The sequence below is a fragment of the Acinetobacter sp. ABJ_C4_1 genome, from assembly GCF_044538495.1.
Lineage (GTDB): Bacteria > Pseudomonadota > Gammaproteobacteria > Pseudomonadales > Moraxellaceae > Acinetobacter > Acinetobacter nosocomialis_A.
The window spans coordinates 39,980-61,670 of sequence record NZ_JBIUCQ010000011.1; the positions used below are offsets into that span (position 1 = coordinate 39,980).

Below are 21,691 nucleotides of genomic sequence, written 5' to 3' on the forward strand. Positions count from 1 at the left end.
TCATGAGCCAGTTATATGCCAGCTTGTTTTATCAAAAAGACGTCACCGACATCTTTAGTGACTCATCTTTAATCACATATATGATTCAGGTTGAAGTTGCGTTAGCTCAAGCACAGGCAAAAGTTGGCGTGATTCCTCAAAATGCGGCTAATACCATTGCCCAAGTAGCTGAGCAGGCAATAGAAAAGTTTGATTTTCCAGCGTTGGCTGTAGCAACAGACTTAGCTGGAAATATCGCAATTCCATTTGTAAAACAGCTTACGGCAATTGTTAAAGATGTGGATGAAGATGCTTCACGTTATGTGCATTGGGGCGCAACAAGTCAGGATATTTTAGACACAGCTTGTATTTTGCAATGCCGCGATGCGTTAAATATTGTGGAAGCACAACTTCAGCAGTGCTACACCGCTGCATTGCAACAAGCTAAGCAATATCGCTATCAAGTCATGATTGGACGTACATGGTTACAGCAAGCTTTACCAATTACTTTAGGGCATAAGCTTGCTCGCTGGGCTTCTGCATTTAAACGGGATTTAGACCGTATTCAAGCAATGAAATCACGTGTACTTACTGCTCAGTTAGGTGGTGCTGTGGGTTCACTCGCTTCTTTGCAAGATCAAGGTTCGCTTGTAGTCAGTGCATTTGCTCAGCAACTGAATCTGACTGTACCGACAAGCACATGGCATGGTGAGCGTGATCGTATTGTAGAAATCGCAAATGTGCTTGGCATGATTGTCGGGAATACGGGCAAGATGGCACGTGATTGGTCACTCATGATGCAAACTGAAATTGCAGAGTTATTTGAACCAACTGCAAAGGGTCGTGGTGGTTCATCAACCATGCCGCATAAGCGTAATCCAGTTGCAGCAGCTTCAGTACTTGCAGCAGCAAATCGTGTACCAGCACTTATGTCTAGTATCTATCAAAGCATGGTGCAGGAACATGAGCGTAGCTTAGGCGCATGGCATGCAGAATGGCTGGCAATCCCTGAAATTTTTCAGCTTTGTGCTGGAGCATTAACTCGTACTGGTGAAGTTTTACAAGGTTTTGAAGTTAATGCTGAGCATATGCAGCAGAACCTTGACTGTACCAACGGGCTGATTATGGCCGAAGCTGTGATGATGGCACTTGCTCCAAAAATTGGACGTTTAAATGCTCATCATGTTGTTGAAGCAGCTTGTAAAACAGCCGTGGCTCAAAAGCAGCATTTATCTGAGGTGGTTAGTCAGTTAGAGGAAGTAAAAGAACATTTTAGTCAAACAGAAATTTTGGAAATATTTAAAGCAGAAAATTATTTGGGCAACATTCAAGCTCAAATTGATGCTGTTCTGCAAGAAGCACAAGGAGGAGACATAAAGTGAAACAGCTTATAACCAACCGACAAGGGAAACAACTCGCTGTATATACCGACGGATTAAAAGATGCTCCAGCACTTGTGTTATCTAACTCCTTAGGAACAGATCATGGAATGTGGCAGCCGCAAGTAGATGAGCTTAAAAGTCATTTTAATGTCATTACATACGACACACGTGGTCATGGCGAAAGTGATGTAGTCACTGAAACATCTTTACAAAATTTAGGTGAAGATGTGGTTGATATTTTAGATGCCTTAAAAGTTGAAAAAGCTCATTTTTGTGGCATTTCAATGGGTGGAATTACTGGGCTTTGGTTGGGTATTCATCATCCAGAGCGCTTTTTAAGTATTACTGTCGCAAATTCGGCGGCAAAAATTGGACAGGCTGAGGCGTGGTTGAGTCGCGCAGAATCAGTAGAACAAAATGGACTGGCTGAATTGGTTAAAACCACGCACACACGTTGGTTTAGCGAAAAATTCGACTATCAACATAATGTGGTTGCACAAACGACGATTCAAAGTCTGGCAAACACACCAGCACAAGGTTATGCCAATGCGTGCCGTGCTTTAGCACATGCTGATTTAAGAGATGAAATTACGCAAATCCAAGTTCCTGTATTGCTCATTGCAGGAACGGCAGATCCAGTGACCACAGTAGCAGATGCTGAGTTTATGCAGAATGCTATTAAGAACAGCCAACTCGCGAAACTGGAAGCTTCGCATCTTTCTAATATTGAGCAACCGCAAAGATTTACTCAGGAATTAACTAGGTTTATTCAGCAAATCTAATAGCTTAGTGATTTAAAAGGAATTGGCCTTAAGGAGGCAAACATGGCGTCTCAGGATTACGCTGCACCAAATAAAAGTATCGATGCTCAAGCATTAATTAATGATGCTCCACTCAGTAAATATCAATGGATGATCGCGATCATCTGTTTCTTAATTATTTTCACTGATGGTATCGATACTGCTGCAATGGGTTTTATTGCTCCAGCTTTGGCTCAAGATTGGGGAATTGATCGTTCTCAGTTAGGTCCAGTGATGAGCGCAGCACTTGGTGGAATGATTATTGGAGCTTTGGTTTCTGGCCCAACAGCTGACCGCTTTGGCCGAAAAGTTGTTTTGGCTGTTGCAATGCTTGTGTTTGGTGGTTTTACCTTGGCATCTGCTTATGCAACTAACTTAGATAGCCTTGTCGTTTTACGCTTTTTGACAGGTATTGGTTTGGGTGCAGCGATGCCAAATGCCACCACATTATTCTCTGAATACTGTCCAACACGCATTCGTTCATTACTCGTGACATGTATGTTTTGTGGCTACAACTTAGGTATGGCAACAGGCGGCTTTATTAGTAGCTGGCTTATCCCGACTTATGGTTGGCACAGCCTATTTTTACTGGGTGGCTGGTCACCTTTGATCTTAATGATTTTAGTGATTTTTGTTCTACCTGAGTCTTACCGCTTTTTAATTGTAAAAGGTAAGAATCCTGAAAAAGTACGCAAAATCTTAAATCATATTGCACCAGCTCAGATTCAAAATGCGACTGCATTTCATGTACCTGAAGAGAAAACCGAAACAGCTCAAAAGAAAAATGTTTTTGGAATTATGTTTTCTAAACCATATGCAAAAGGAACACTTTTACTTTGGTTGACCTATTTCATGGGCTTAGTGGTTGTTTACTTGCTTACCAGCTGGTTACCAACACTCATGCGTGAAACAGGTGCTTCAATGGAGCGTGCTGCATTTATTGGTGGATTGTTCCAGTTCGGTGGTGTGGTAAGTGCATTATTTATTGGTTGGGCAATGGACAAATTCAACCCGAACCGAGTCATTGCCATTTTCTACTTTGCTGCGGGTCTATTTGCGATTGCTGTTGGTCAAAGCTTAGGAAACTCAACATTACTTGCTGTATTGGTTCTTTGTGCAGGTATCGCAATTAATGGTGCGCAATCTTCAATGCCTGCTTTAAGTGCTCGTTTTTATCCAACGCAATGCCGTGCAACGGGTGTGTCTTGGATGACGGGTATTGGACGTTTCGGCGCGGTATTTGGTGCTTGGATTGGTGCCGTATTACTTGGTAATGATTGGTCGTTTACTGCCATTCTCAGTTTATTACTAATTCCAGCGACTGCTGCGGCTGTTGCTGTATTTGTTAAATCACTTGTTGCGCATACCGATGCAACTTAATAGAGGTCTATCACAATGAATGATGAACAACGCTATAAACAAGGCATTGAGGTGCGGACTGAAGTTTTGGGTGAAAAGCATGTTGGTCGGTCTTTGCAAAACTTAAATGACTTTAACCAAGATTTTCAAAACTTTATTAGCCGTTACGCATGGGGTGAGGTGTGGTCGCGTCCGGGCTTACCACGTCATACACGTAGTTTAGTCACTATCGCAATTTTATTGGCGCTTGGTCGTGAAGATGAACTACGCATGCATTTACGTGCTTGTTTCAACAATGGTGTAACTAAAGAAGATTTAAAAGAGTTGATCTTACACAGTTCACTCTATGCAGGTTTACCTGCTGCAAACGCTGCAATGCATATGGCTGAAGAAGTCTTTAAAGAGTTGGGGATAGAAGTAAACCCAATTGCAGCGAAAGAACAGGATTAAGGAGATAAAGATGTCACAACATAGCTGGGGTGCTTACGCCCAACGTAATACAGATGATCATCCACCAGCGTATACGCCAGGTTATAAAACAAGTGTATTGCGTTCGCCAAAAAATGCATTGATCTCTATTAACGAGACTTTAACTGAAGTTACTGCACCGCATTTTTCTTCGAATCTGTTTGGTCCAAAAGATAACGATTTGATTTTGAACTATGCCAAAGATGGTTTACCAATTGGTGAACGTGTCATTGTTCATGGCTATGTTCGTGACCAATTTGGTCGTCCTGTAAAAAATGCACTTCTAGAAGTATGGCAAGCCAATGCTTCTGGTCGTTACCGTCACCCAAACGACAAGTTTATTGGTGCAATGGATCCTAACTTTGGTGGTTGTGGTCGTACCTTAACTGATGAAAACGGTTTTTATATTTTCCGTACCATTAAACCGGGTCCATACCCATGGCGTAACCGCATTAATGAATGGCGTCCTGCGCATATCCATTTCTCTTTAATTGCTGATGGTTGGGCTCAGCGTCTAATTTCACAGTTTTATTTTGAAGGCGATACGCTCATCGATACTTGCCCGATTTTAAAAACGATTCCTTCTGAAGATCAACGTCGTGCCTTAATTGCACTAGAAGATAAAAACAACTTTATCGAAGCTGATAGTCGTTGTTACCGTTTTGACATTACTTTACGTGGCCGTCGAGCGACTTACTTCGAAAACGAATTGACTTAATCGGGAGCATGAGCATGAATAACTGGAATTTTCAGGAACTAAAAGAAACTCCATCTCAAACAGGTGGACCTTACGTTCACATTGGCTTATTGCCACAACAAGCAAATATTGAAGTGTTTGAAAACAACTTTAATAACCAGTTAGTACAAGATCAGACCAAAGGTGAGCGCATTCGTCTTGAAGGTCAAGTGTTTGACGGATTGGGTTTACCGCTACGCGATGTGCTGATTGAGATTTGGCAAGCTGATGCAAACGGTATTTACCCAAGTCAGGCAGATACGCGTGAGCAAAAAGCTGATCCTGCATTTCAGGGTTGGGGTCGTACTGGTGCTGACTTTGAAACAGGTATCTGGAGCTTTAATACAATTAAGCCAGGTGCTACAGCCGGTCGCAAAGGTTCAACTCAAGCACCGCATATTGCATTAGTCATTTTCGCTCGCGGTATTAACTTAGGTCTTCATACACGTGTTTATTTTGACGATGAAGCTGAGGCAAATGCTAACGATCCAATTCTAAATAGCATTGAATGGGCACCACGTCGCCAAACGCTTATTGCAAAACGTTTTGAAGAAAATGGTGAAGTTGTTTATCGCTTTGATATTCGTATTCAAGGCGATGACGAAACTGTATTTTTTGATATTTAAGAAACACTTAAGGCTACACATGATTGTCCATGGATGCGTGTAGCCTTTTTAAAGGATGGTATGACAGAGATGAAAATGAAAACATTATTAAGCTTAAGTTTGCTTGCACTCCCATTTTTTACTGCACAGGTGAATGCTGAACCTGTTGCTTTAGCTACTCAAACACAACCTGCGACTACAGCAGTTAAAACAATTGTTCCAATTACAGCAAAAACCAAAGAACAAGCTTTGGCGCAAGCTCAAGTGATTGCAAATACAGCAGATGCTGATTTAGCCGAGTTTCGTATCGATTTATTAAGCTTTGCCAGCGATACAAAACAAGTGATTGCTTTGGGGCATGAATTAAAAAAGATTTTAGGCAATAAGCCAATGATTGCCACCATTCGTACCAAAAACGAAGGTGGCCAGCTTGAAATTAGTGATGCTGATTATGGTAAGACTTATCAGGCTTATTTAAAAAATCCGTTCATGGATTGGTTAGATGTTGAAATGTTCCGTGATCAAAAAGTAGTTTCAGAGATTGTTCAAAAAGCACATCAAAAGAAAGTGCTGATTGTGATGTCTAATCATGACTTTCAAAAAACACCGAGCCAAGATGAAATTGAAAAACGTTTGTTAAAACAAGATCAAATGGGGGCAGATATTCTAAAAATTGCCGTAATGCCAAAATCTAAACAAGACGTTTTCATTTTAATGAACGCAACTTTAAAAGTAAGTCAGCAAACCACTAAACCATTGTTAACGATGTCGATGGGACAACTTGGTACGATTTCTCGTGTTGCGACTGCCAACATGGGCGGAAGTTATAGCTTTGGCATGATTGGGCAGGCTTCTGCACCAGGACAAATTGATGTGACTAAGCTCAAACAGATTTTAAAAACCGTTCAACCAACAAACCCATAAATCATAAGGATATGATGAAATGAATACATTACGTTTAACTACTCTTGCATTAGGTTTGATGGTTTCAGGAATAACTGCGGCACAAACTTATGTTGTTGACCGTTATCAAGACGATAGCAATAAAGGTTCTTTACGCTGGGCAATTGAACAAGCCAATGCAAATTCAAGCGAAGCGAGCGAGATCTTGATTCAGGCGGTAGGCAAAGCACCTTATGCGATTAAATTAAATAGCGCACTTCCTGAAATTAAAGCACCTGTCAAAATCATTGGTACCCAGTGGGATAAAACGGGTGAATACATCGCAATTGATGGCTCAAATTATATTAAAGGCGAAGGTGCAAAAGCTTGTCCTGGTGCAAAACCTGAACAGTACGGAACAAATGTCCGTACCATGACTTTACCGGGCTTGGTACTACGTGACGTCAACAATGTCACTTTAAAAGGTTTAGACATTCATCGTTTCTGTATCGGTGTATTGGTTAACCGTTCAAGCAATAACCTTATTCAACATAACCGTATTAGTAATAATTATGGTGGTGCTGGTGTCATGCTTACTGGTGATGACGGACAAGGTAACCCAACTGCAACCACGACCAATAACAACAAAGTTTTAGACAACATCTTCCAAGACAATGGTGATGGTTTAGAACTGACCCGTGGCGCTGCGTTTAATTTAATTGCAAATAACCATTTTGTTTCAACGAAAGCGAACCCAGAGCCATCACAAGGTATTGAAATTTTGTGGGGTAATGACAATGCCGTAGTCGGTAATAAATTCGAAAACTATTCGGATGGCTTACAGATTAACTGGGGTAAACGTAACTATATTGCCTACAACGAAATGACCAATAACTCGATTGGTTTCAACATGACAGGCGATGGCAACATTCTTGATAGCAATAGAGTGCATGGTAACCGTATTGGTGTTGCTATTCGTTCGGAAAAAGATGCGAATGCAAAAATTACATTGACTAAAAACCTGATTTGGGACAATGGTAAAGATATTAAACGCTGTGAAGCTGGTGGTTCATGTGTACCAAATCAGCGTTTAGGTGCAATTGTATTTGGTGTACCTGCACTTGAACACGAAGGTTTTGTCGGTTCTCGTGGTGGTGGCGTAGTTGTTGATCCATCTAAGCAACAAAAAACATGTACTCAACCAAATCAACAAAACTGTAATGCTCAGCCGAATCAGGGCATTAAAGCACCTAAGTTAACCGTTAATAAAGGTTCAGTTGCTGTAGAAATTAATGGATTACCAAACCAACGCTATCAAGTTGAGTTCTTTGGAAATCAAAATGCGGCATCAAAAGAAGCTGAGCAATATTTAGGAGCGGTTACCGTTGCTACAGATGCCGAAGGCAATGCAAAAGCAAATTGGAAGCCAACAGTCAAAGTTGCCTCAATTACAGCAAATGTAACGGATCACTTTGGAGCAACTTCTGAACTCGGGTTTGTGCAAGTTAAATAACAACAAATAAAGCGCCTCAAACAGAGGCGCGTTTAAAAGATAAAAAGGACTTGAAATGCCAAATTTAGTGAAACTGAGTGTGTTAACAATTGCTGTATTAGGCAGCCAATTTGTTCTTGCCAATGAACCTTGGTCACAAGACCGTCAATGGTTGCTTGGTGACTGGAATGGCAAGCGCCAACAATTAGAGCAACAAGGCTATAAATTTACAGCTTCTATTATGAGCCAAGCTGCTACAAATTTAGATGGTGGTTACAACGACAGCAATACTTTTGAAAATGCCGCACAACTTTCTTTAGGTGCCAACTTCGATTTAGAAAAAATTGCTGGTTGGAAAGATACAACAGCGAGCCTAGTCGTGACTAAACGTGACGGAAATGCGCTTACTTTGGAGCGTATTAAAGACCCACGTTCTAGTCAATTAGGTAACGCCCAAGAAATTTATGGTCGTGGCAAAATCTGGCGTCTGTCTCAAGCATGGGTAAAAAAAGGTTTTGATGATAATACCGTACAGGTCAAAGTTGGCCGTATGGGCATGTCAGAAGACTTCAATAGTTCTCAATGTGAGTTTCAGAACTTATTGCTTTGCGGTGGACAGCTAGGAAAATCAATTGGTTCAATTTGGTATAACTCACCAGTTGGTGTTTGGGCGGCAAACGTTAAATATCAATTTGCGCCTGAGTGGAATTTTGGAATTGGTGTCTATGAGGTCAATCCAGACAACATTAAAACAGCATCAAATAGTGATGGTTTTAATCTGGATATGAATAATGTGAAGGGCGCAACTATACCGGTTGAGCTCGCATGGAAACCAAAACTTGCAGTCTTTAATGGTTTACCGGGTGAATATAAAGTAGGTGCGCTGTACTCAACCGCAGAAGCGAATGATATTAAAACCGCGGGTAAAGTTCATGATGGAAAACAAAGTTTCTGGATCAATGCTCAACAACAACTTAGCCATGCCGGCCAAGATCCAAAACGCGGTTTATATGTAAGTTTTAATGGCGTTGTAAATGATAAAGCAACGACTTTTGTTCAAAGTACCCAACAACTTGCGCTCTGGTATAAAGGGCCATTTGACAGCCGTCCAAATGATTCGATTGGATTTGGTATCGCCAATTATGTGGTCAATGACCGTGCTAAAGATAAGCAAATCGCAACAAACGAAAGCCGCGGATACTATAGCTATGATCCGATCGCATCTAACTATATTCCAATTCAAGACGACGAGCTAAATGTCGAGTTGAACTATACCTATCAATGGTCTCCAGCTGTCATGTTGCGTCCAAATATTCAATATATCCATCAACCTGCTGGTGTAAAAGAGGTTGACGATGCTTGGGTGGCGGGCCTGAGTGTGAAAGTCAATTTTTAACAATGATGATGGCTGGTTAGACATGGTTTAACTGGCCCAAATGCTTGAACTATTGTGTTCAGTATATGTGGAGTAGGATCTATGTCTGAGTCAGATTCTAAGTTTCATATCTTATTCAAAATATGGTGTTTTATATTAGGTCTAGTTTTATTGGCTACCGGTGTTTTTTACATTGTCGGTGGTGGAAAGCTAGTATCTCTCGGTGGTTCTTGGTATTTCCTTATCTCAGGACTATTTATAACAGTTTCAGCAATTAGTATTTTCCGTAAAAAAGCACTGAGTGTATGGATTTTTGCGGCTGTTTTTGTTGGTACGGTAATTTGGTCATTTGTTGACGCTGGATGGGAATTTTGGCCGTTATTCTCGCGCTTAATGTTTCCTGCTGGCCTTTTTGCTGCCTTGCTATTTACTTTGCCTTCAATTCGACGTTACCAATTTCAAAACGGTTCGGCAGCTCCAGCGTATGCTGTTGGTGGTCTAGTTGTTATCGGTATGTTGATTGCGCTTTACCAAATGTTCCAGCCGCATCCAACAGTAGCAAGTTCGGGCGAAAAGCTACCTTTAGTACCAGTTGACCCAGCTAAAAAACAGGTAAATTGGGAAAATTATGGAAACGATACGGGCGGTAGTCGTTTTGTTGCTCTCGATCAAATTAACCGAGATAACGTTCATAAGCTAAAAGAAGCATGGCGCTTTAGAACAGGTGATTTTACAACGGGTAGCGGTAATGGTGCTGAAGACCAAATGACCCCGCTACAAGTTGGAAATAAAGTCTTTTTATGTACACCACATAACAACATTTTTGCGATAGATGCTGACTCAGGTAAACAGCTCTGGAAAGCTGAAGTGAACTCTAAAGCCGATGCGTGGGAGCGTTGCCGTGGTGTTGCATACTTTGATTCAACAAAAGCACTTGTACAACCAACATTAGCTGGCGCAACTCCGGTAACTACTGTTGCGGGTAACACAACATGTCCACGCCGTGTATATACCAATACACCAGATGCTCGTTTAATTGCAGTCAATGCAGATACTGGTGAGCGTTGTGCTGACTTTGGGGTGAATGGAACGGTTAATCTACTCGAAGGCTTAGGCGATGGAACAAAAGCTCCACGTTTTGAAGTGACTTCTGCACCAACTATTGCGGGTACAACTATTGTAGTGGGTAGCCGTATTGCTGATAACGTAGCAGCGGATATGCCGGGTGGTGTAATCCGTGGTTATGACGTGATTACAGGCAAACTCCGCTGGGCATTTGACCCACGTAATCCTGATCCTAACCATGTTCTAAAACCGGGCGAAACTTATAAACGTAGTTCGGCAAACTCTTGGGCCGCCATGTCGTATGACCCACAAATGAATACAGTGTTCTTACCTATGGGGAGTTCATCTGTTGATATTTGGGGTGGTAACCGTAATCCGTTAGATCATAAGTACAACACTTCTGTTTTAGCACTTGATGCAACAACAGGTAAAGAGAAGTGGGTATATCAAACTGTTCATAACGATTTATGGGACTTTGACTTACCAATGCAACCAAGTCTAGTCGACTTCCCATTAAAAGATGGTACGACTAAACCGGCTGTTGTGATTGGAACCAAATCAGGCCAATTCTTTGTTCTTGATCGTGTAACGGGCAAACCGTTAACTAAAGTGATTGAGCAGCCAGTGAAAGCGGCAAATATTCCGGGTGAGCAATACAGTTTAACTCAACCACGTTCAGTTGAAATGCCTCAAATTGGTAATCAGACTTTAACCGAGTCAGATATGTGGGGTGCAACGCCGTTTGATCAACTTATGTGCCGTATTAACTTTAAGTCAATGCGTTACGAAGGTTTATTTACTGCACCGGGCACTGATGTTTCATTAAGTTTTCCAGGCTCTTTAGGTGGTATGAACTGGGGCAGCATTGCTTTTGATCCAACTCATCGTTATATGTTTGTGAACGATATGCGTCTTGGTTTATGGGTGCAACTCATAAAACAAACCCCTGAAGATATCAAGATTCAGGCGAGTGGTGGTGAAAAAGTAAATACTGGTATGGGTGCTGTACCAATGAAAGGTACACCATATAAAGTGAATAAAAACCGCTTTATGTCTGCCTTAAGTATTCCTTGTCAAAAACCACCATTTGGTACTATGACCGCAATTGACATGAAAACTCGTCAGGTTGCATGGCAAGTGCCACTTGGTACAGTTGAAGATACAGGACCACTTGGTATTAAGATGGGCTTAAAAGCACCGATTGGTATGCCGACTATTGGTGGCCCTATGGCAACTCAAGGTGGCTTAGTGTTCTTTGCTGCAACTCAAGATTACTACTTGCGTGCTTTTGATTCATCTACAGGTAAAGAGCTGTGGAAGTCACGTATGCCAGTAGGTAGCCAAGGAACTCCAATTAGCTATGTTTCACCTACAACAGGTAAACAATATGTGGTTGTTACCGCAGGTGGAGCACGCCAGTCTCCAGATCATGGTGATTATGTAATCGCATATACCTTAGAAAAGTAAGTAAAGAGGGCAAAAGGATAAATTTTCTTTTGCCCTTATTCTTTTTAATATCTTTTTTCTATTAAAGTGATTATGTAAATTCTATAATTTTAATGAGATAGCTTTACCAAGTAGTAAAAAAGTGCTTGAAGTTATTGCTAAACTTAAAATATTCTTATAAATGATTCATCCTAAACACTAGAGATAGCCGAACTATTAAGCATTTTTTTATAATGTTTTACCTATAAATAAAACTTTAAACTTTATTAAGTTTTGTTTAACTTAAGGCTGTGAATTTTAATTAAAAATAAACATTATTAGGTTTTTAACCTGGAAAAACAGGTTTTTTTTGTTGGAAAAACAAGCGTAAATATATACTTATATTATATTTAAATAATGTATTGCATTAAGATAGAATGGTTCCTGCAGGTTATTACTACCCAGTAATAATTTGTATTTCAGGAATTTAAGCTTTAATTGGCTTAAGGCTCATCGAAAGATGGGCCTTTTTTTATGTGCTTTCTATTGCAATTTTTTTATAATATTAAAAATAGCCTAAGTATTATTAAATAAAAATATGAAAACTGAGTCTTTAATGACAATTCAGATATGATTTGTTAGATTAAAGCCACTTCATAATAATAGGTGATGTAATGAGATTTTTAGTTCTTGCAACTTTATCCGGTTTGGCTTTAATGGGTTGCGCTTCTGTTCAGCAAGCTCCGAATACACAAGAAACAATTCGCTATGCTTCTAGTCCATGTTTTGGTGCATGCCCAATTTACTCAGTAGAAGTGGCGCCTACAGGGTTAATTCGTTTTGAAGGTAAACAATATACAAAAACACTTGGTGTTAAAGAAATCCAAGGTAGCGTAAAAGATTATCAAAAACTTGCAGATGAATTAAAAACTTACCGTCCTCAAACAGGAACTCAATCTAAAACTGCGGGTTGTCAGCAAACAGCAACCGACATGTCTAGCTATTACATTACTTGGATTCAACCAAATGGTACTGAAACAAAATTAAGCCATTACACAGGTTGTATCTCTCCAGCAAATAATAGATTGAATAAAGTCATGGAAAAATTACCTGAACAGTTAGGCATTAAAGATCTAATTTAATGACAAAAGCCCCAAAACCTTGGGGCTTTTTCTTGTTAAGAAGAATTATAAACTCAAAAGTTTTATATTAAGTATTTCTAAAAGAATCAGCGTATAATACAGATTATAAAAACATATATTGTTAAGAGTGGTTATATGTCAAATATTGTCTATGCCTTTTTGGGTGGTTTATTACTCGGCATCGCAACAGTTGGATATTTATATATAAATGGCCGTATAGCCGGAATTAGTGGATTGCTTGCTCAAATCATTAATCCTACTAAAGATACTTTTAAAAGTTCTGCATTCTGGTTCATTGCAGGACTCGTGATTACACCTTTCATATATGGTTATTTTTTTCAGCCTGAAATTGAAATTAAAGCCAATACATTTGCACTTATTTTAGCAGGTGTACTTGTTGGCTTTGGAACACGGCTAGGCTCTGGATGTACAAGCGGCCATGGCATTTGTGGTATGAGCAGATTGTCAAAACGCTCAATAATAGCGACCGCAGTTTTTATGTTTGCTGGCATGCTGACTGTTTATGTTATTCGCCATGTGTTGGGGTAATCTTATGAAAAATATCTTTGCTTTTATATTTGGTGGTTTGTTTTCATTGGGGTTAATGATTTCTGGTATGTCTAACCCTGCAAAGGTTTTAGGGTTTCTAGATATTTTTGGACAATGGGATATTAGCTTAATGTTTGTGATGTTAGGCGCAATTGTTGTGGCATTTATTCCATTTCAAAAGGCTATAAAAAGTCCTAAAACGCTTTTTAATGAGAAAATTCAATTACCAATGAATACACAGATTGACCAAAGGTTAATTGTTGGTGCTTTTATTTTCGGTATAGGCTGGGGAATAGCAGGGATATGTCCAGCGCCCGCTTTAACTCTGATTGGATTAGGACATTTTGAAGCGCTCTATTTTATTGTGGCAATGTTATTAGGAATGTTTATTTATCGGGTCTTAAATAAAGGAAATTAAACCTATGCAACAACCTCTAGTAAAAGATTTTTTTGATGAAAACACCAATACTTTTAGCTATGTTGTTGCGGATTTAGCGACTCGTCAATGCGCAATTATTGATAGCGTGCTTGACTACGATGCCGCATCGGCCACTACAAAAACAACTAATGCTGATCTGATTGTCGATTATGTCTTGGCACAAAACTTTAAAGTGCAATGGATTTTAGAAACTCACGTCCATGCTGACCATATGACTGCTGCCCAATATTTAAAATCTAAATTGGGCGGTGACATTGCAATTAGTCAAAAAATCTCGGTAGTACAAGCAACATTTTCGGCTATTTATAATTTTGATTTTAAGAAATTTAATGAAAATCAACCGTTTGATTATTTATTTGAAGATCATGAACATTTCAAAATAGGGGATATTGAAGCCTATAACATTCCTACACCAGGGCATACACCCGCTTGCTTGAGTTATGTGATTGCCGATGCTGTTTTTGTCGGTGATACTCTATTTATGCCCGATTATGGCTCAGCGAGATGCGATTTTCCTAAAGGGAGTGCGGCTGCACTTTATGATTCGGTACAAAAGCTTTATACACTTCCTGACGATATGCGTATGTTTCTATGCCATGATTATAAGCCCGAAGGCCGTGACGAATATATCTGTCAAACAGATATAAAAACTCAAAAGCAAAGCAATATCCATTTAAATCGACGCGTTTCTAAGGACTCATTCATAAAAATGCGTCAAGAAAGAGATGCTACTTTGGCAATGCCAAAATTAATTCTGCCTTCAATTCAAATTAATATGAACGGTGGAAATTTTCCGGAACCTGAAGCGAATGGCATCCGCTATTTAAAAATCCCATTTAATTACTTTTAGAAATAGCCTAAGCATACATTCCAACCATTTTATTTATTCAAATAGCCTAAGCAAAAACAAAATTAATCTTATGAAAATAGCCTAAGTAAGATTTAAAGAACTTGTCTTAAATCCCGCGCAGTCTCTTGCAATAGCGGCAAAATATGTTGAATTAAATATTCTTCAGTTGTTCTCATGGTTGGAGAAACAATGTTTAAAGCAGCAACCACTTTAAAGTCTTGTCCATAAATCGGTACGGCGAGCGCATGAACACCTAATTCATGCTCTTCACGCGAATAACACCAATCTTGTTCTCGGATTTCTTTTAGTAACTCTAAAAATTTATCATTTTCGACATGCGTATATTTAGTTAAACGCTGAAGTGGATATTTTTGAAGCCAGTCCAATTGTTCTTCTTGGCTTAAATGTGCCAGTAAAATTTTACCCGCCGATGTCGCATGAGCAGGTAAGCGATTACCTAAGTGTAAGCCGTATGGATTTACACGGTCAGTTTGTTGGTGGGCAGCACTACGGGCAATGGTAATGGCTTCATAACCATCAAGCACCATCACTGAATAAATAAGTGAAGTTTGGTTAGTTAACAGATTTAATAAAGGCTGAGACACTTTCGGAAGCTGAGCTGCACCTAAATAAGCTCCTGAAAATTTAAGAACTTTCGGGGTTAAATAGTAATAGTGACCATCAGACTCAAGATAACCTAAATATTCTAAAGTTAATAAGTGACGTCTTGCTGCCGCTCGGGTGAGCCCGGTTTTTTCAGCCGCCATAGAAATATTTAAACGATGTTGATTACTACTAAAGCTATCTAAAATCGCCATGCCTTTACCGATGCCAGCAATGTAATCTTCATGACGAATCGTTTTTTTGTTGTCCTGATTCTGGATTATCCGTTCATCTTTACTCATTACTGATCCTTGTACGATAGAAGCTTAGTAGATCAATTTGCTTTACTGAAAAAGTTTAATAATTTCATGTCGCAAAAATTGATGTCTTAAATTATCCCTCAAATCTTCGTGCCAAAACATACCCATTTTAATATTGGTCATCTCAAAAGGTAGAGAATGTAACCGAATCTCAGGGCTATAAGATAAATGCTGCAAAATCATACGGGGCATGGTAAGTATTGCGTCGGCTTGGGCTCCCAAAACTTGTAACGCCGTTGAGTAGTTTTGACAGCGCATAAATACATTTCTAGAGATTTTTTGGTGTTGGTTTAAATAAATATCTTCAAGTAAAGCGCCCGTACGGCGTGATGAAACTCCTATGTGCCGACCACTAATATAACTAGCTAAATCGACTTCTTTAAGTTGGCTGCAAATAACGAACTCATCTGTGACCAAATGATCAAAGGTAATTTTTGGAGATAAGTATTGTTCTAGGTCAATCACGAAATCGAGCTGTTGTGTCGCCAAGTCCGCCATAATATGTTTTCGATCGAGTTTCATACTCACAAACTGCAAATCTAAATTAAGATTTTGAAAATGTTCAGCAAGCCTTGGAAGAATAATCGGCTCAATTTCATCATGCACGGCGATTTTTAAGCTTTTTAAACTTGTTGGATCGAACACATGTTTCTGTTGGCTAATATTTTGAATGGTTAAAAGTGCTTGTTTCACAGTTGGATAAATCTGCTCGGCAAAAGGAGTAGCAGACATTTTATTGCCTACACGTATAAATACTTCATCTTCAAGTTGTTGACGTAATCGTTGCAAAGCATGACTTGCCGCTGACTGCGTAATATTGAGACTACTTGCCGCATTTGAAATACTTTTTTGCTCATAAATCGCGATAAAAAGCGGATATAAATTAATATCAATTCGGTGAAAAAAACTTAGGTCTAGACCATGTAGGTTATGAATATTATTCATGAAGCATTATTTAATAAAATCATTTCATTCATATTAAGTTTCAAGTTATGTTGATGTAAAGACCAGATAATGATGTAAAGGAAAAAGAATGTTTGAACTCTCCAAGAAAGCTCAAGATTTTGCTGAGCGAACTAAAAAATTTATTCAAGAAGAAATAGAACCTGTCGAAGCAAAATTTTGGGAAGAAGTTCACGAGTTAAATCCAGATGGAAACTGGAAAAAATGGCAATGGCCTGAACTGTTAGAAACTTTGAAATCTAAAGCCAAACAGGCAACCCTTTGGAATATGTTTTTACCAGATGAAAAGTTGGGTGCTGGGTTAACTGTTCAAGAATATGCGCATATTGCTGAATTAACTGGTCGTAGTTTATTGGCGCCCACTGTTTTTAACTGTAATGCACCAGATACGGGAAATATGGAAGTGTTATGGCGCTATGGCAGTGAACAGCAAAAACAGCAATGGTTAGAGCCTTTATTGGATGGAAAAATTCGCTCTGTTTTTTGCATGACTGAACCAGATGTCGCGTCAAGCGATGCAACTAATATGCAAGCGACTGCACTCATTGACGGTAATGAAATTGTTTTAAATGGCAAAAAATGGTGGTCGTCTGGCTTAGGTGACCCAAATGCCAAAGTCATTATTTTTATGGCACATACACCAGATGAAACCAAAGACCGCCATCATCAACACTCTATGGTTTTAGTACCGATTGACACTGCGGGTGTGGAGATTCAACGGATGTTACCTGTGTTTGGTGACTACGATGCGCCGCATGGACATGGTGAGGTTCATTTTAATAATGTTCGAGTACCTCTTGAAAACTTTATTGGTGGAGCGGGGCAAGGTTTTGAAATTGCACAAGGTCGTTTAGGGCCGGGGCGTATTCACCATTGCATGCGCTGTATCGGAGCTGCTGAAAAAGCATTAGAGCTTATGATTGATAGAGGCATGTCTAGAACGGCGTTTGGCAAAGAAATTTTAAAACTTGGTGGGAACCTCGAACGTGTAGCCGATGCGCGAGTAGCCATAGATCAAGCCAGACTTTTAACCTTGTATGCTGCTTATAAAATGGATACTTTAGGAAATATGGCTGCTTTAACAGAAATATCTGCAATTAAAGTAGTGGCTCCGAGTGTTTTAGAAAAAGTAGTCGACATGGCGATTCAGCTACATGGCGGTGCGGGCCTTTCAAGAGATACACCATTAACAGGTTTCTTTGCTCAAGCACGCAGTTTACGTTTAGCTGATGGTCCAGATGAAGTACATAAAGGCATGATTGCCAAATTAGAGTTGGCCAAACGTGGTTATTTCGGTCGTCATAAGAAAGTATAAGTTTAAAGGAAGTTAAGATGTCGGTAATTGATATAGGCGGTGAAGTACGTGAAGGTGAAGAGCTTGATATTGGGGCAGTGGAAAACTGGTTAAAAAGCCAAGATGTTGATTTGGTTGGCCCAGCAGTCGTTACTCAATATACGGGCGGGGCGTCGAATTGGACTTATCGTTTAAAGTATGAAAATACCGATTTAATTTTACGTCGTCCTCCAAAAGGAACAAAAGCGAAGTCGGCCCACGATATGGCCCGTGAATATATGGTGCAGAAAAATCTGGCGCCTTATTATCCAGTGCTTCCTAAAATGGTCGCACTTTGTCAGGATGAATCGGTCATTGGCTGTGATTTTTATGTCATGGAACGCATTGAAGGCATTATTCCTCGTGCAAAGTTACCGCCTGAGCTTGGCTTTAATGAAGAAGATGTTCATGAGCTTTGTGTAAATGTTATTGATAAGCTGATTGAGCTACATCAAGTTCCTTATGAGAACACGCCTTTAGCTGAACTAGGCAAAGGTGCGGGATATTGCCGTAGACAAGTTGAAGGTTGGGATAAGCGCTATGAAAAAGTCCGCACAATCAACGTTCCTTCATTTAAATATGTTCGAAAATGGCTAAACGATAATATCCCTCAAGATTCTACGACTTGTATTATTCACAATGATTGGCGTTTTGATAATGTGATTTTAGATCCAGAACATCCAACAGAAGTGATTGGCGTGCTGGATTGGGAAATGGCGACCTTAGGTGATCCATTAATGGATTTGGGCAGTGCTTTGGCCTATTGGGTTGAGCCAACGGATAACATGATTTTTAGGTCGACGCGCCGTCAGCCGACTCACTTAAAGGGAATGTTCTCTCGTAAAGAAGTCGTTGAGTATTATTTACAAAAAACAGGATTGGAGCCTCAAAACTGGGCTTTTTATGAAGTGTTTGGTGTATTTCGTTTAGCAGTGATTGCCCAGCAAATCTATTACCGTTATTACCACAAGCAAACCCGAAATCCTGCATTTAAAGATTTCTGGATCGTGATTCATGCGCTACATATCAGAGCTTTAAAACTTATCGCACAGCAAAAATTGCAAGAATCGGAATTTGCTCAGCAATCTCTACAGAAAATACAGGGTATTTTAAGAAGATGACCACAATTTATCTTGTAAGACATGGTCAGGCATCGTTTGGTAAAAGTAACTATGATGAGCTGTCTGAAAATGGTGAGGCTCAGGCGACTTTGTTAGGTCGTTATTTTAAGCAAATATTGAAAGAACCACCTTATGTGGTTGCAGGAACTATGCAGCGCCATGAGCAGACTGCAAAGCTTGCACTAAATGAATGTTTTCCAGATGCAGTAATTCATCATAATAATTTATGGAATGAGTTTAACCATCAACAGGTTTTTGCTCGTTATGAGCCGCGTTTTGAACAGCCTGAACTATTAAAAGCTGACGTGGCGCAAGAACAGAACCCACGCGCATATCTTGCCAAAATATTTGAAGGTGCCATTGGACGATGGACAGATGGTGACTTTCATCATGAATATGATGAGTCTTGGCCACACTTTAAAGAAAGAGTCGAAACAGCATTGCAGCAACTTTGTGATGAGTTAGCAAAAACCAAACCTCGCTATGCAATTGTTTTTACCTCTGGTGGAGTGATTTCTGTAGCTATTGGAAAACTGCTTGAACTCAGTCCTAATCGAACTTTTGCGTTGAATTGGGCAATTGCTAATACAAGCCTCACGACTTTGCGTTTGGTTGGAAACGAAGCTCAGGTTTTAAGTTTAAATGAACATCATTTTATAAAAGCTGAGCGTCCAGATTTACTGACATGGATTTAAAATAAGGATAAAAGCATGGCAAAGACGATTTTAATTACAGGTGCAAGTTCTGGATTGGGCGCGGGTATGGCGCATGAATTTGCAGCAAAAGGTTATAACTTGGCGATTTGTGCACGCCGTTTAGACAGATTAGAAACTTTAAAAACTGAACTTGAAAATCAGTACGGTATAAAAGTCATTGCAAAAAGTCTGGACGTTACCAATTATGATCAGGTTTTTGAAGTATTTCGCGCCTTTAAACAAGAGTTTGGCTATTTAGACCGAATTATTGTAAATGCGGGAGTCGGAAATGGCCGTCGTATTGGTAAAGGTAATTTTGAAATTAACAGAGCCACAGCTGAAACAAACTTTATTTCTGCTTTAGCGCAGTGTGAGGCAGCAACTGAAATTTTTAGAGAGCAAAACGCTGGTCATTTGGTGGTGATGTCATCCATGAGTGCGATGCGCGGATTACCGAAACATTTATCGACTTATGCGGCAAGTAAAGCTGCAGTTGCTCACTTGGCGGAAGGTATTCGTGCTGAATTATTGGATACCCCAATTAAAGTCTCAACCATTTTCCCAGGCTACATCCGAACTGAAATGAATGAAGATGCTAAACATCTACCTTTTGAGGTAGATGCCAAAACAGGATGTAAAGCTTTGGTCAAAGCTATCGAAAAACAACCTGTAAAAGCTTATGTGCCGCAGTGGCCATGGTTACCAATGAGTATTGCTATGAAGGTTTTACCATTAAAGTTGGTCAATAAATTAGGATAAAAAATTACCCCCTAAAGTTTAGGGGGTAATTTTTACTTAGAATTTTTTAGTGTAATTGACGAATAAACGGTCTTCACCAAAGTCATTACCGTGCTTAACGTTGTAATCAATACGAATATATTGCAGGGCCACGCCTTTTAGGAAAGGTTGCTGAAATGCATAGTTTAGAATAACGTTTGACTCGGTTTCATGGTTTTTCTCACCATTTGCTGCTTTAAAGTCATGGCCATAAACATATTTCACCATCGCGTTTAGGCCCGGTACATAGTCTTTAAAGTCGTAGCCATACATCACATGGTAAGACTTTTCATCTTCTTTAAAGAAACCTGTTGCATTCCAGTTAATAAAATAAGTTTCTGGTAAGAAACCATCTGGTAATGGATAAGCTGATTCACCCATAATCTGTTGATAACCCAAACCAAAGGTATGGTTTTTTACTTTGACGGTTTCAAGTAAACCAATGTTCTGCGCATCAATATCAAAAGTATTGCCGTCATCTTTTGCATTGAAGTATTTAAACTTAGAGGTGAGGGCAAAAGTTGGCTGTTTCCACGTATGTTCAAGCCCAACATAATGCTTGTTATACAGATCTTCTAAATTACCAAAATAATATTCACCCTTTAAAGACGGCGTGAATTGATATCGCAGATCAATATAGTTCAATCCATCAGATTCTTTAGTAATCCCATTTGACGTGAAAGAAAACTTTTTAAAGTCTTCTTCATTTCGTGGAGACACTTTTTCCACTCGGCCAATTTCAGCATAAAGCTGATCTGAAAGTTGTGATTTAAGATTGGTTCCCCAATATGAAGTGAGTAACTGACGGCTAGCATCGACTGCCGTTACAGGTAAATCTAGCCAGAGTTCACCGACACTTAAAAGTGTTTTGTCATAGCCCAGCTTTAAGGTCGCGCCGTATTTTAAATAGTCTGAAGCCTGAGATTGCGTTTCTTTATTAAAAGGCAGAACAGTATCTGCGACATGTTTGTCTGAACTTAAGCGTACAGCATATTGAACAGATGCATCAGCCCCAATCGTAATCGGCTTATCTGCTATAACTAGTGGAGTGTCATGCATTTTCGATTTATAAAATAATGATGCTGCTTGAGACCAACTGCCGGTATCTTTGAGTGCATCATTATCAAAATCACGGTTGATATAGGCATTCTTTAAAGTGAATTTCCATTCATCTGCAGTTTGCTGATTTGGATTTGCGGCCCATGAGTTGCTGCACATCAGTAATAAAGTGGCAACGGCTAGAGTGTGTGGTTTAAAACGGTGAAATAATTCCATAATCCATTTCCCAGATGTATGCCAGTCCTCGGCACTACGTAATTTTGAATATTTCG

The 21,691-nt window shown here is 39.6% G+C and carries 21 protein-coding genes; 18 read left to right on the forward strand and 3 right to left on the reverse strand.

What is annotated here, in order from left to right; genetic code table 11:
* The first annotated feature begins 2 nt into the window (after window positions 1-2).
* The 14 genes from pcaB (at window position 3) to ACIF8R_RS13410 (ending at window position 14,548) form a co-directional block, all read left to right on the forward strand.
* Complete coding sequence (pcaB, locus tag ACIF8R_RS13345) at window positions 3-1,361, forward strand: 3-carboxy-cis,cis-muconate cycloisomerase (RefSeq protein WP_396481241.1); 1,359 nt, start codon at window positions 3-5, stop codon at window positions 1,359-1,361.
* Window positions 1,358-2,143: a 3-oxoadipate enol-lactonase gene (gene pcaD / locus ACIF8R_RS13350; RefSeq protein WP_396481243.1), complete on the forward strand. Its 786-nt coding sequence runs from the start codon at window positions 1,358-1,360 to the stop codon at window positions 2,141-2,143. The genes pcaB and pcaD overlap by 4 nt, the downstream gene beginning before the upstream one ends.
* 42 nt (window positions 2,144-2,185) lie before the next feature.
* The gene (locus tag ACIF8R_RS13355) at window positions 2,186-3,541 is read left to right on the forward strand and encodes an MFS transporter (RefSeq protein WP_396481245.1); all 1,356 of its coding nucleotides are present in this window, start codon (window positions 2,186-2,188) and stop codon (window positions 3,539-3,541) included.
* A gap of 15 nt (window positions 3,542-3,556) precedes the next feature.
* Window positions 3,557-3,970 (forward strand): 4-carboxymuconolactone decarboxylase, encoded by a 414-nt coding sequence (pcaC, locus tag ACIF8R_RS13360; RefSeq protein WP_000997505.1) that lies wholly within the window; start codon window positions 3,557-3,559, stop codon window positions 3,968-3,970.
* A gap of 10 nt (window positions 3,971-3,980) precedes the next feature.
* Entirely contained in the window at window positions 3,981-4,706 is a 726-nt protein-coding gene (gene pcaH / locus ACIF8R_RS13365; protein ID WP_000077913.1) for a protocatechuate 3,4-dioxygenase subunit beta, read from the forward strand.
* An 8-nt stretch (window positions 4,707-4,714) separates the two neighbouring features.
* Complete coding sequence (pcaG, locus tag ACIF8R_RS13370; protein WP_396481247.1) at window positions 4,715-5,350, forward strand: protocatechuate 3,4-dioxygenase subunit alpha; 636 nt, start codon at window positions 4,715-4,717, stop codon at window positions 5,348-5,350.
* A gap of 75 nt (window positions 5,351-5,425) precedes the next feature.
* On the forward strand, window positions 5,426-6,253 hold the full coding sequence (aroD, locus tag ACIF8R_RS13375) for a type I 3-dehydroquinate dehydratase (RefSeq protein WP_396481249.1): 828 nt from the start codon (window positions 5,426-5,428) through the stop codon (window positions 6,251-6,253).
* A 19-nt stretch (window positions 6,254-6,272) separates the two neighbouring features.
* The gene (locus ACIF8R_RS13380) at window positions 6,273-7,724 is read left to right on the forward strand and encodes a nitrous oxide reductase family maturation protein NosD (RefSeq protein WP_396481251.1); all 1,452 of its coding nucleotides are present in this window, start codon (window positions 6,273-6,275) and stop codon (window positions 7,722-7,724) included.
* Between the two features lie 55 nt (window positions 7,725-7,779).
* Window positions 7,780-9,099 (forward strand): carbohydrate porin, encoded by a 1,320-nt coding sequence (locus ACIF8R_RS13385; protein ID WP_396481253.1) that lies wholly within the window; start codon window positions 7,780-7,782, stop codon window positions 9,097-9,099.
* Between the two features lie 81 nt (window positions 9,100-9,180).
* Window positions 9,181-11,610, forward strand: a complete 2,430-nt coding sequence (locus ACIF8R_RS13390) for a glucose/quinate/shikimate family membrane-bound PQQ-dependent dehydrogenase (RefSeq protein WP_396481255.1) — start codon at window positions 9,181-9,183, stop codon at window positions 11,608-11,610.
* Window positions 11,611-12,242: 632 nt separating this feature from the next.
* Window positions 12,243-12,710 (forward strand): DUF6438 domain-containing protein, encoded by a 468-nt coding sequence (locus tag ACIF8R_RS13395; RefSeq protein WP_002048825.1) that lies wholly within the window; start codon window positions 12,243-12,245, stop codon window positions 12,708-12,710.
* A gap of 135 nt (window positions 12,711-12,845) precedes the next feature.
* Entirely contained in the window at window positions 12,846-13,259 is a 414-nt protein-coding gene (locus ACIF8R_RS13400) for a YeeE/YedE family protein (protein ID WP_396481257.1), read from the forward strand.
* A 4-nt stretch (window positions 13,260-13,263) separates the two neighbouring features.
* Complete coding sequence (locus ACIF8R_RS13405; RefSeq protein ID WP_396481259.1) at window positions 13,264-13,677, forward strand: DUF6691 family protein; 414 nt, start codon at window positions 13,264-13,266, stop codon at window positions 13,675-13,677.
* Window positions 13,678-13,681: 4 nt separating this feature from the next.
* A complete protein-coding gene (locus ACIF8R_RS13410) occupies window positions 13,682-14,548 on the forward strand; it encodes an MBL fold metallo-hydrolase (RefSeq protein WP_396481261.1) in 867 nt (288 codons plus the stop codon).
* Between the two features lie 92 nt (window positions 14,549-14,640).
* Here ACIF8R_RS13410 and pcaU read toward each other — a convergent pair whose 3' ends face one another.
* The gene (gene pcaU, locus ACIF8R_RS13415; RefSeq protein WP_000030961.1) at window positions 14,641-15,453 is read right to left on the reverse strand and encodes an IclR family transcriptional regulator PcaU; all 813 of its coding nucleotides are present in this window, start codon (window positions 15,451-15,453) and stop codon (window positions 14,641-14,643) included.
* A gap of 42 nt (window positions 15,454-15,495) precedes the next feature.
* Window positions 15,496-16,416: a LysR family transcriptional regulator gene (locus ACIF8R_RS13420; protein ID WP_396481263.1), complete on the reverse strand. Its 921-nt coding sequence runs from the start codon at window positions 16,414-16,416 to the stop codon at window positions 15,496-15,498.
* Window positions 16,417-16,504: 88 nt separating this feature from the next.
* On the opposite strand from ACIF8R_RS13420, the gene ACIF8R_RS13425 reads away from it, so the two are divergent.
* From ACIF8R_RS13425 to ACIF8R_RS13440, 4 genes are read left to right on the forward strand one after another with little or no spacing between them, the layout of a single operon-like run.
* The gene (locus ACIF8R_RS13425) at window positions 16,505-17,749 is read left to right on the forward strand and encodes an acyl-CoA dehydrogenase family protein (RefSeq protein ID WP_396481265.1); all 1,245 of its coding nucleotides are present in this window, start codon (window positions 16,505-16,507) and stop codon (window positions 17,747-17,749) included.
* A gap of 17 nt (window positions 17,750-17,766) precedes the next feature.
* Window positions 17,767-18,888, forward strand: a complete 1,122-nt coding sequence (locus ACIF8R_RS13430) for a phosphotransferase family protein (protein WP_396481267.1) — start codon at window positions 17,767-17,769, stop codon at window positions 18,886-18,888.
* Window positions 18,885-19,583: a histidine phosphatase family protein gene (locus ACIF8R_RS13435; RefSeq protein WP_224970914.1), complete on the forward strand. Its 699-nt coding sequence runs from the start codon at window positions 18,885-18,887 to the stop codon at window positions 19,581-19,583. The genes ACIF8R_RS13430 and ACIF8R_RS13435 overlap by 4 nt, the downstream gene beginning before the upstream one ends.
* 15 nt (window positions 19,584-19,598) lie before the next feature.
* A complete protein-coding gene (locus ACIF8R_RS13440; RefSeq protein ID WP_396481269.1) occupies window positions 19,599-20,342 on the forward strand; it encodes an SDR family oxidoreductase in 744 nt (247 codons plus the stop codon).
* A 36-nt stretch (window positions 20,343-20,378) separates the two neighbouring features.
* Here ACIF8R_RS13440 and ACIF8R_RS13445 read toward each other — a convergent pair whose 3' ends face one another.
* Window positions 20,379-21,635 (reverse strand): OprD family outer membrane porin, encoded by a 1,257-nt coding sequence (locus tag ACIF8R_RS13445; RefSeq protein WP_396481271.1) that lies wholly within the window; start codon window positions 21,633-21,635, stop codon window positions 20,379-20,381.
* Window positions 21,636-21,691: the final 56 nt, after the last annotated feature.

Coding starts and splice junctions, on each gene's coding strand:
- pcaG (WP_396481247.1), top strand. CDS start 4,715: ATGAGCATGAATAACTGGAATTTTCAGGAACTAAAAGAAACTCCATCT.
- ACIF8R_RS13390 (WP_396481255.1), top strand. CDS start 9,181: ATGTCTGAGTCAGATTCTAAGTTTCATATCTTATTCAAAATATGGTGT.
- ACIF8R_RS13420 (WP_396481263.1), bottom strand. CDS start 16,416: ATGAATAATATTCATAACCTACATGGTCTAGACCTAAGTTTTTTTCAC.
- ACIF8R_RS13380 (WP_396481251.1), top strand. CDS start 6,273: ATGAATACATTACGTTTAACTACTCTTGCATTAGGTTTGATGGTTTCA.
- ACIF8R_RS13410 (WP_396481261.1), top strand. CDS start 13,682: ATGCAACAACCTCTAGTAAAAGATTTTTTTGATGAAAACACCAATACT.
- pcaH (WP_000077913.1), top strand. CDS start 3,981: ATGTCACAACATAGCTGGGGTGCTTACGCCCAACGTAATACAGATGAT.
- ACIF8R_RS13430 (WP_396481267.1), top strand. CDS start 17,767: ATGTCGGTAATTGATATAGGCGGTGAAGTACGTGAAGGTGAAGAGCTT.
- ACIF8R_RS13355 (WP_396481245.1), top strand. CDS start 2,186: ATGGCGTCTCAGGATTACGCTGCACCAAATAAAAGTATCGATGCTCAA.
- ACIF8R_RS13445 (WP_396481271.1), bottom strand. CDS start 21,635: ATGGAATTATTTCACCGTTTTAAACCACACACTCTAGCCGTTGCCACT.
- ACIF8R_RS13405 (WP_396481259.1), top strand. CDS start 13,264: ATGAAAAATATCTTTGCTTTTATATTTGGTGGTTTGTTTTCATTGGGG.
- pcaB (WP_396481241.1), top strand. CDS start 3: ATGAGCCAGTTATATGCCAGCTTGTTTTATCAAAAAGACGTCACCGAC.
- pcaC (WP_000997505.1), top strand. CDS start 3,557: ATGAATGATGAACAACGCTATAAACAAGGCATTGAGGTGCGGACTGAA.
- ACIF8R_RS13400 (WP_396481257.1), top strand. CDS start 12,846: ATGTCAAATATTGTCTATGCCTTTTTGGGTGGTTTATTACTCGGCATC.
- ACIF8R_RS13440 (WP_396481269.1), top strand. CDS start 19,599: ATGGCAAAGACGATTTTAATTACAGGTGCAAGTTCTGGATTGGGCGCG.
- pcaU (WP_000030961.1), bottom strand. CDS start 15,453: ATGAGTAAAGATGAACGGATAATCCAGAATCAGGACAACAAAAAAACG.
- ACIF8R_RS13435 (WP_224970914.1), top strand. CDS start 18,885: ATGACCACAATTTATCTTGTAAGACATGGTCAGGCATCGTTTGGTAAA.
- ACIF8R_RS13395 (WP_002048825.1), top strand. CDS start 12,243: ATGAGATTTTTAGTTCTTGCAACTTTATCCGGTTTGGCTTTAATGGGT.
- ACIF8R_RS13385 (WP_396481253.1), top strand. CDS start 7,780: ATGCCAAATTTAGTGAAACTGAGTGTGTTAACAATTGCTGTATTAGGC.
- aroD (WP_396481249.1), top strand. CDS start 5,426: ATGAAAACATTATTAAGCTTAAGTTTGCTTGCACTCCCATTTTTTACT.
- ACIF8R_RS13425 (WP_396481265.1), top strand. CDS start 16,505: ATGTTTGAACTCTCCAAGAAAGCTCAAGATTTTGCTGAGCGAACTAAA.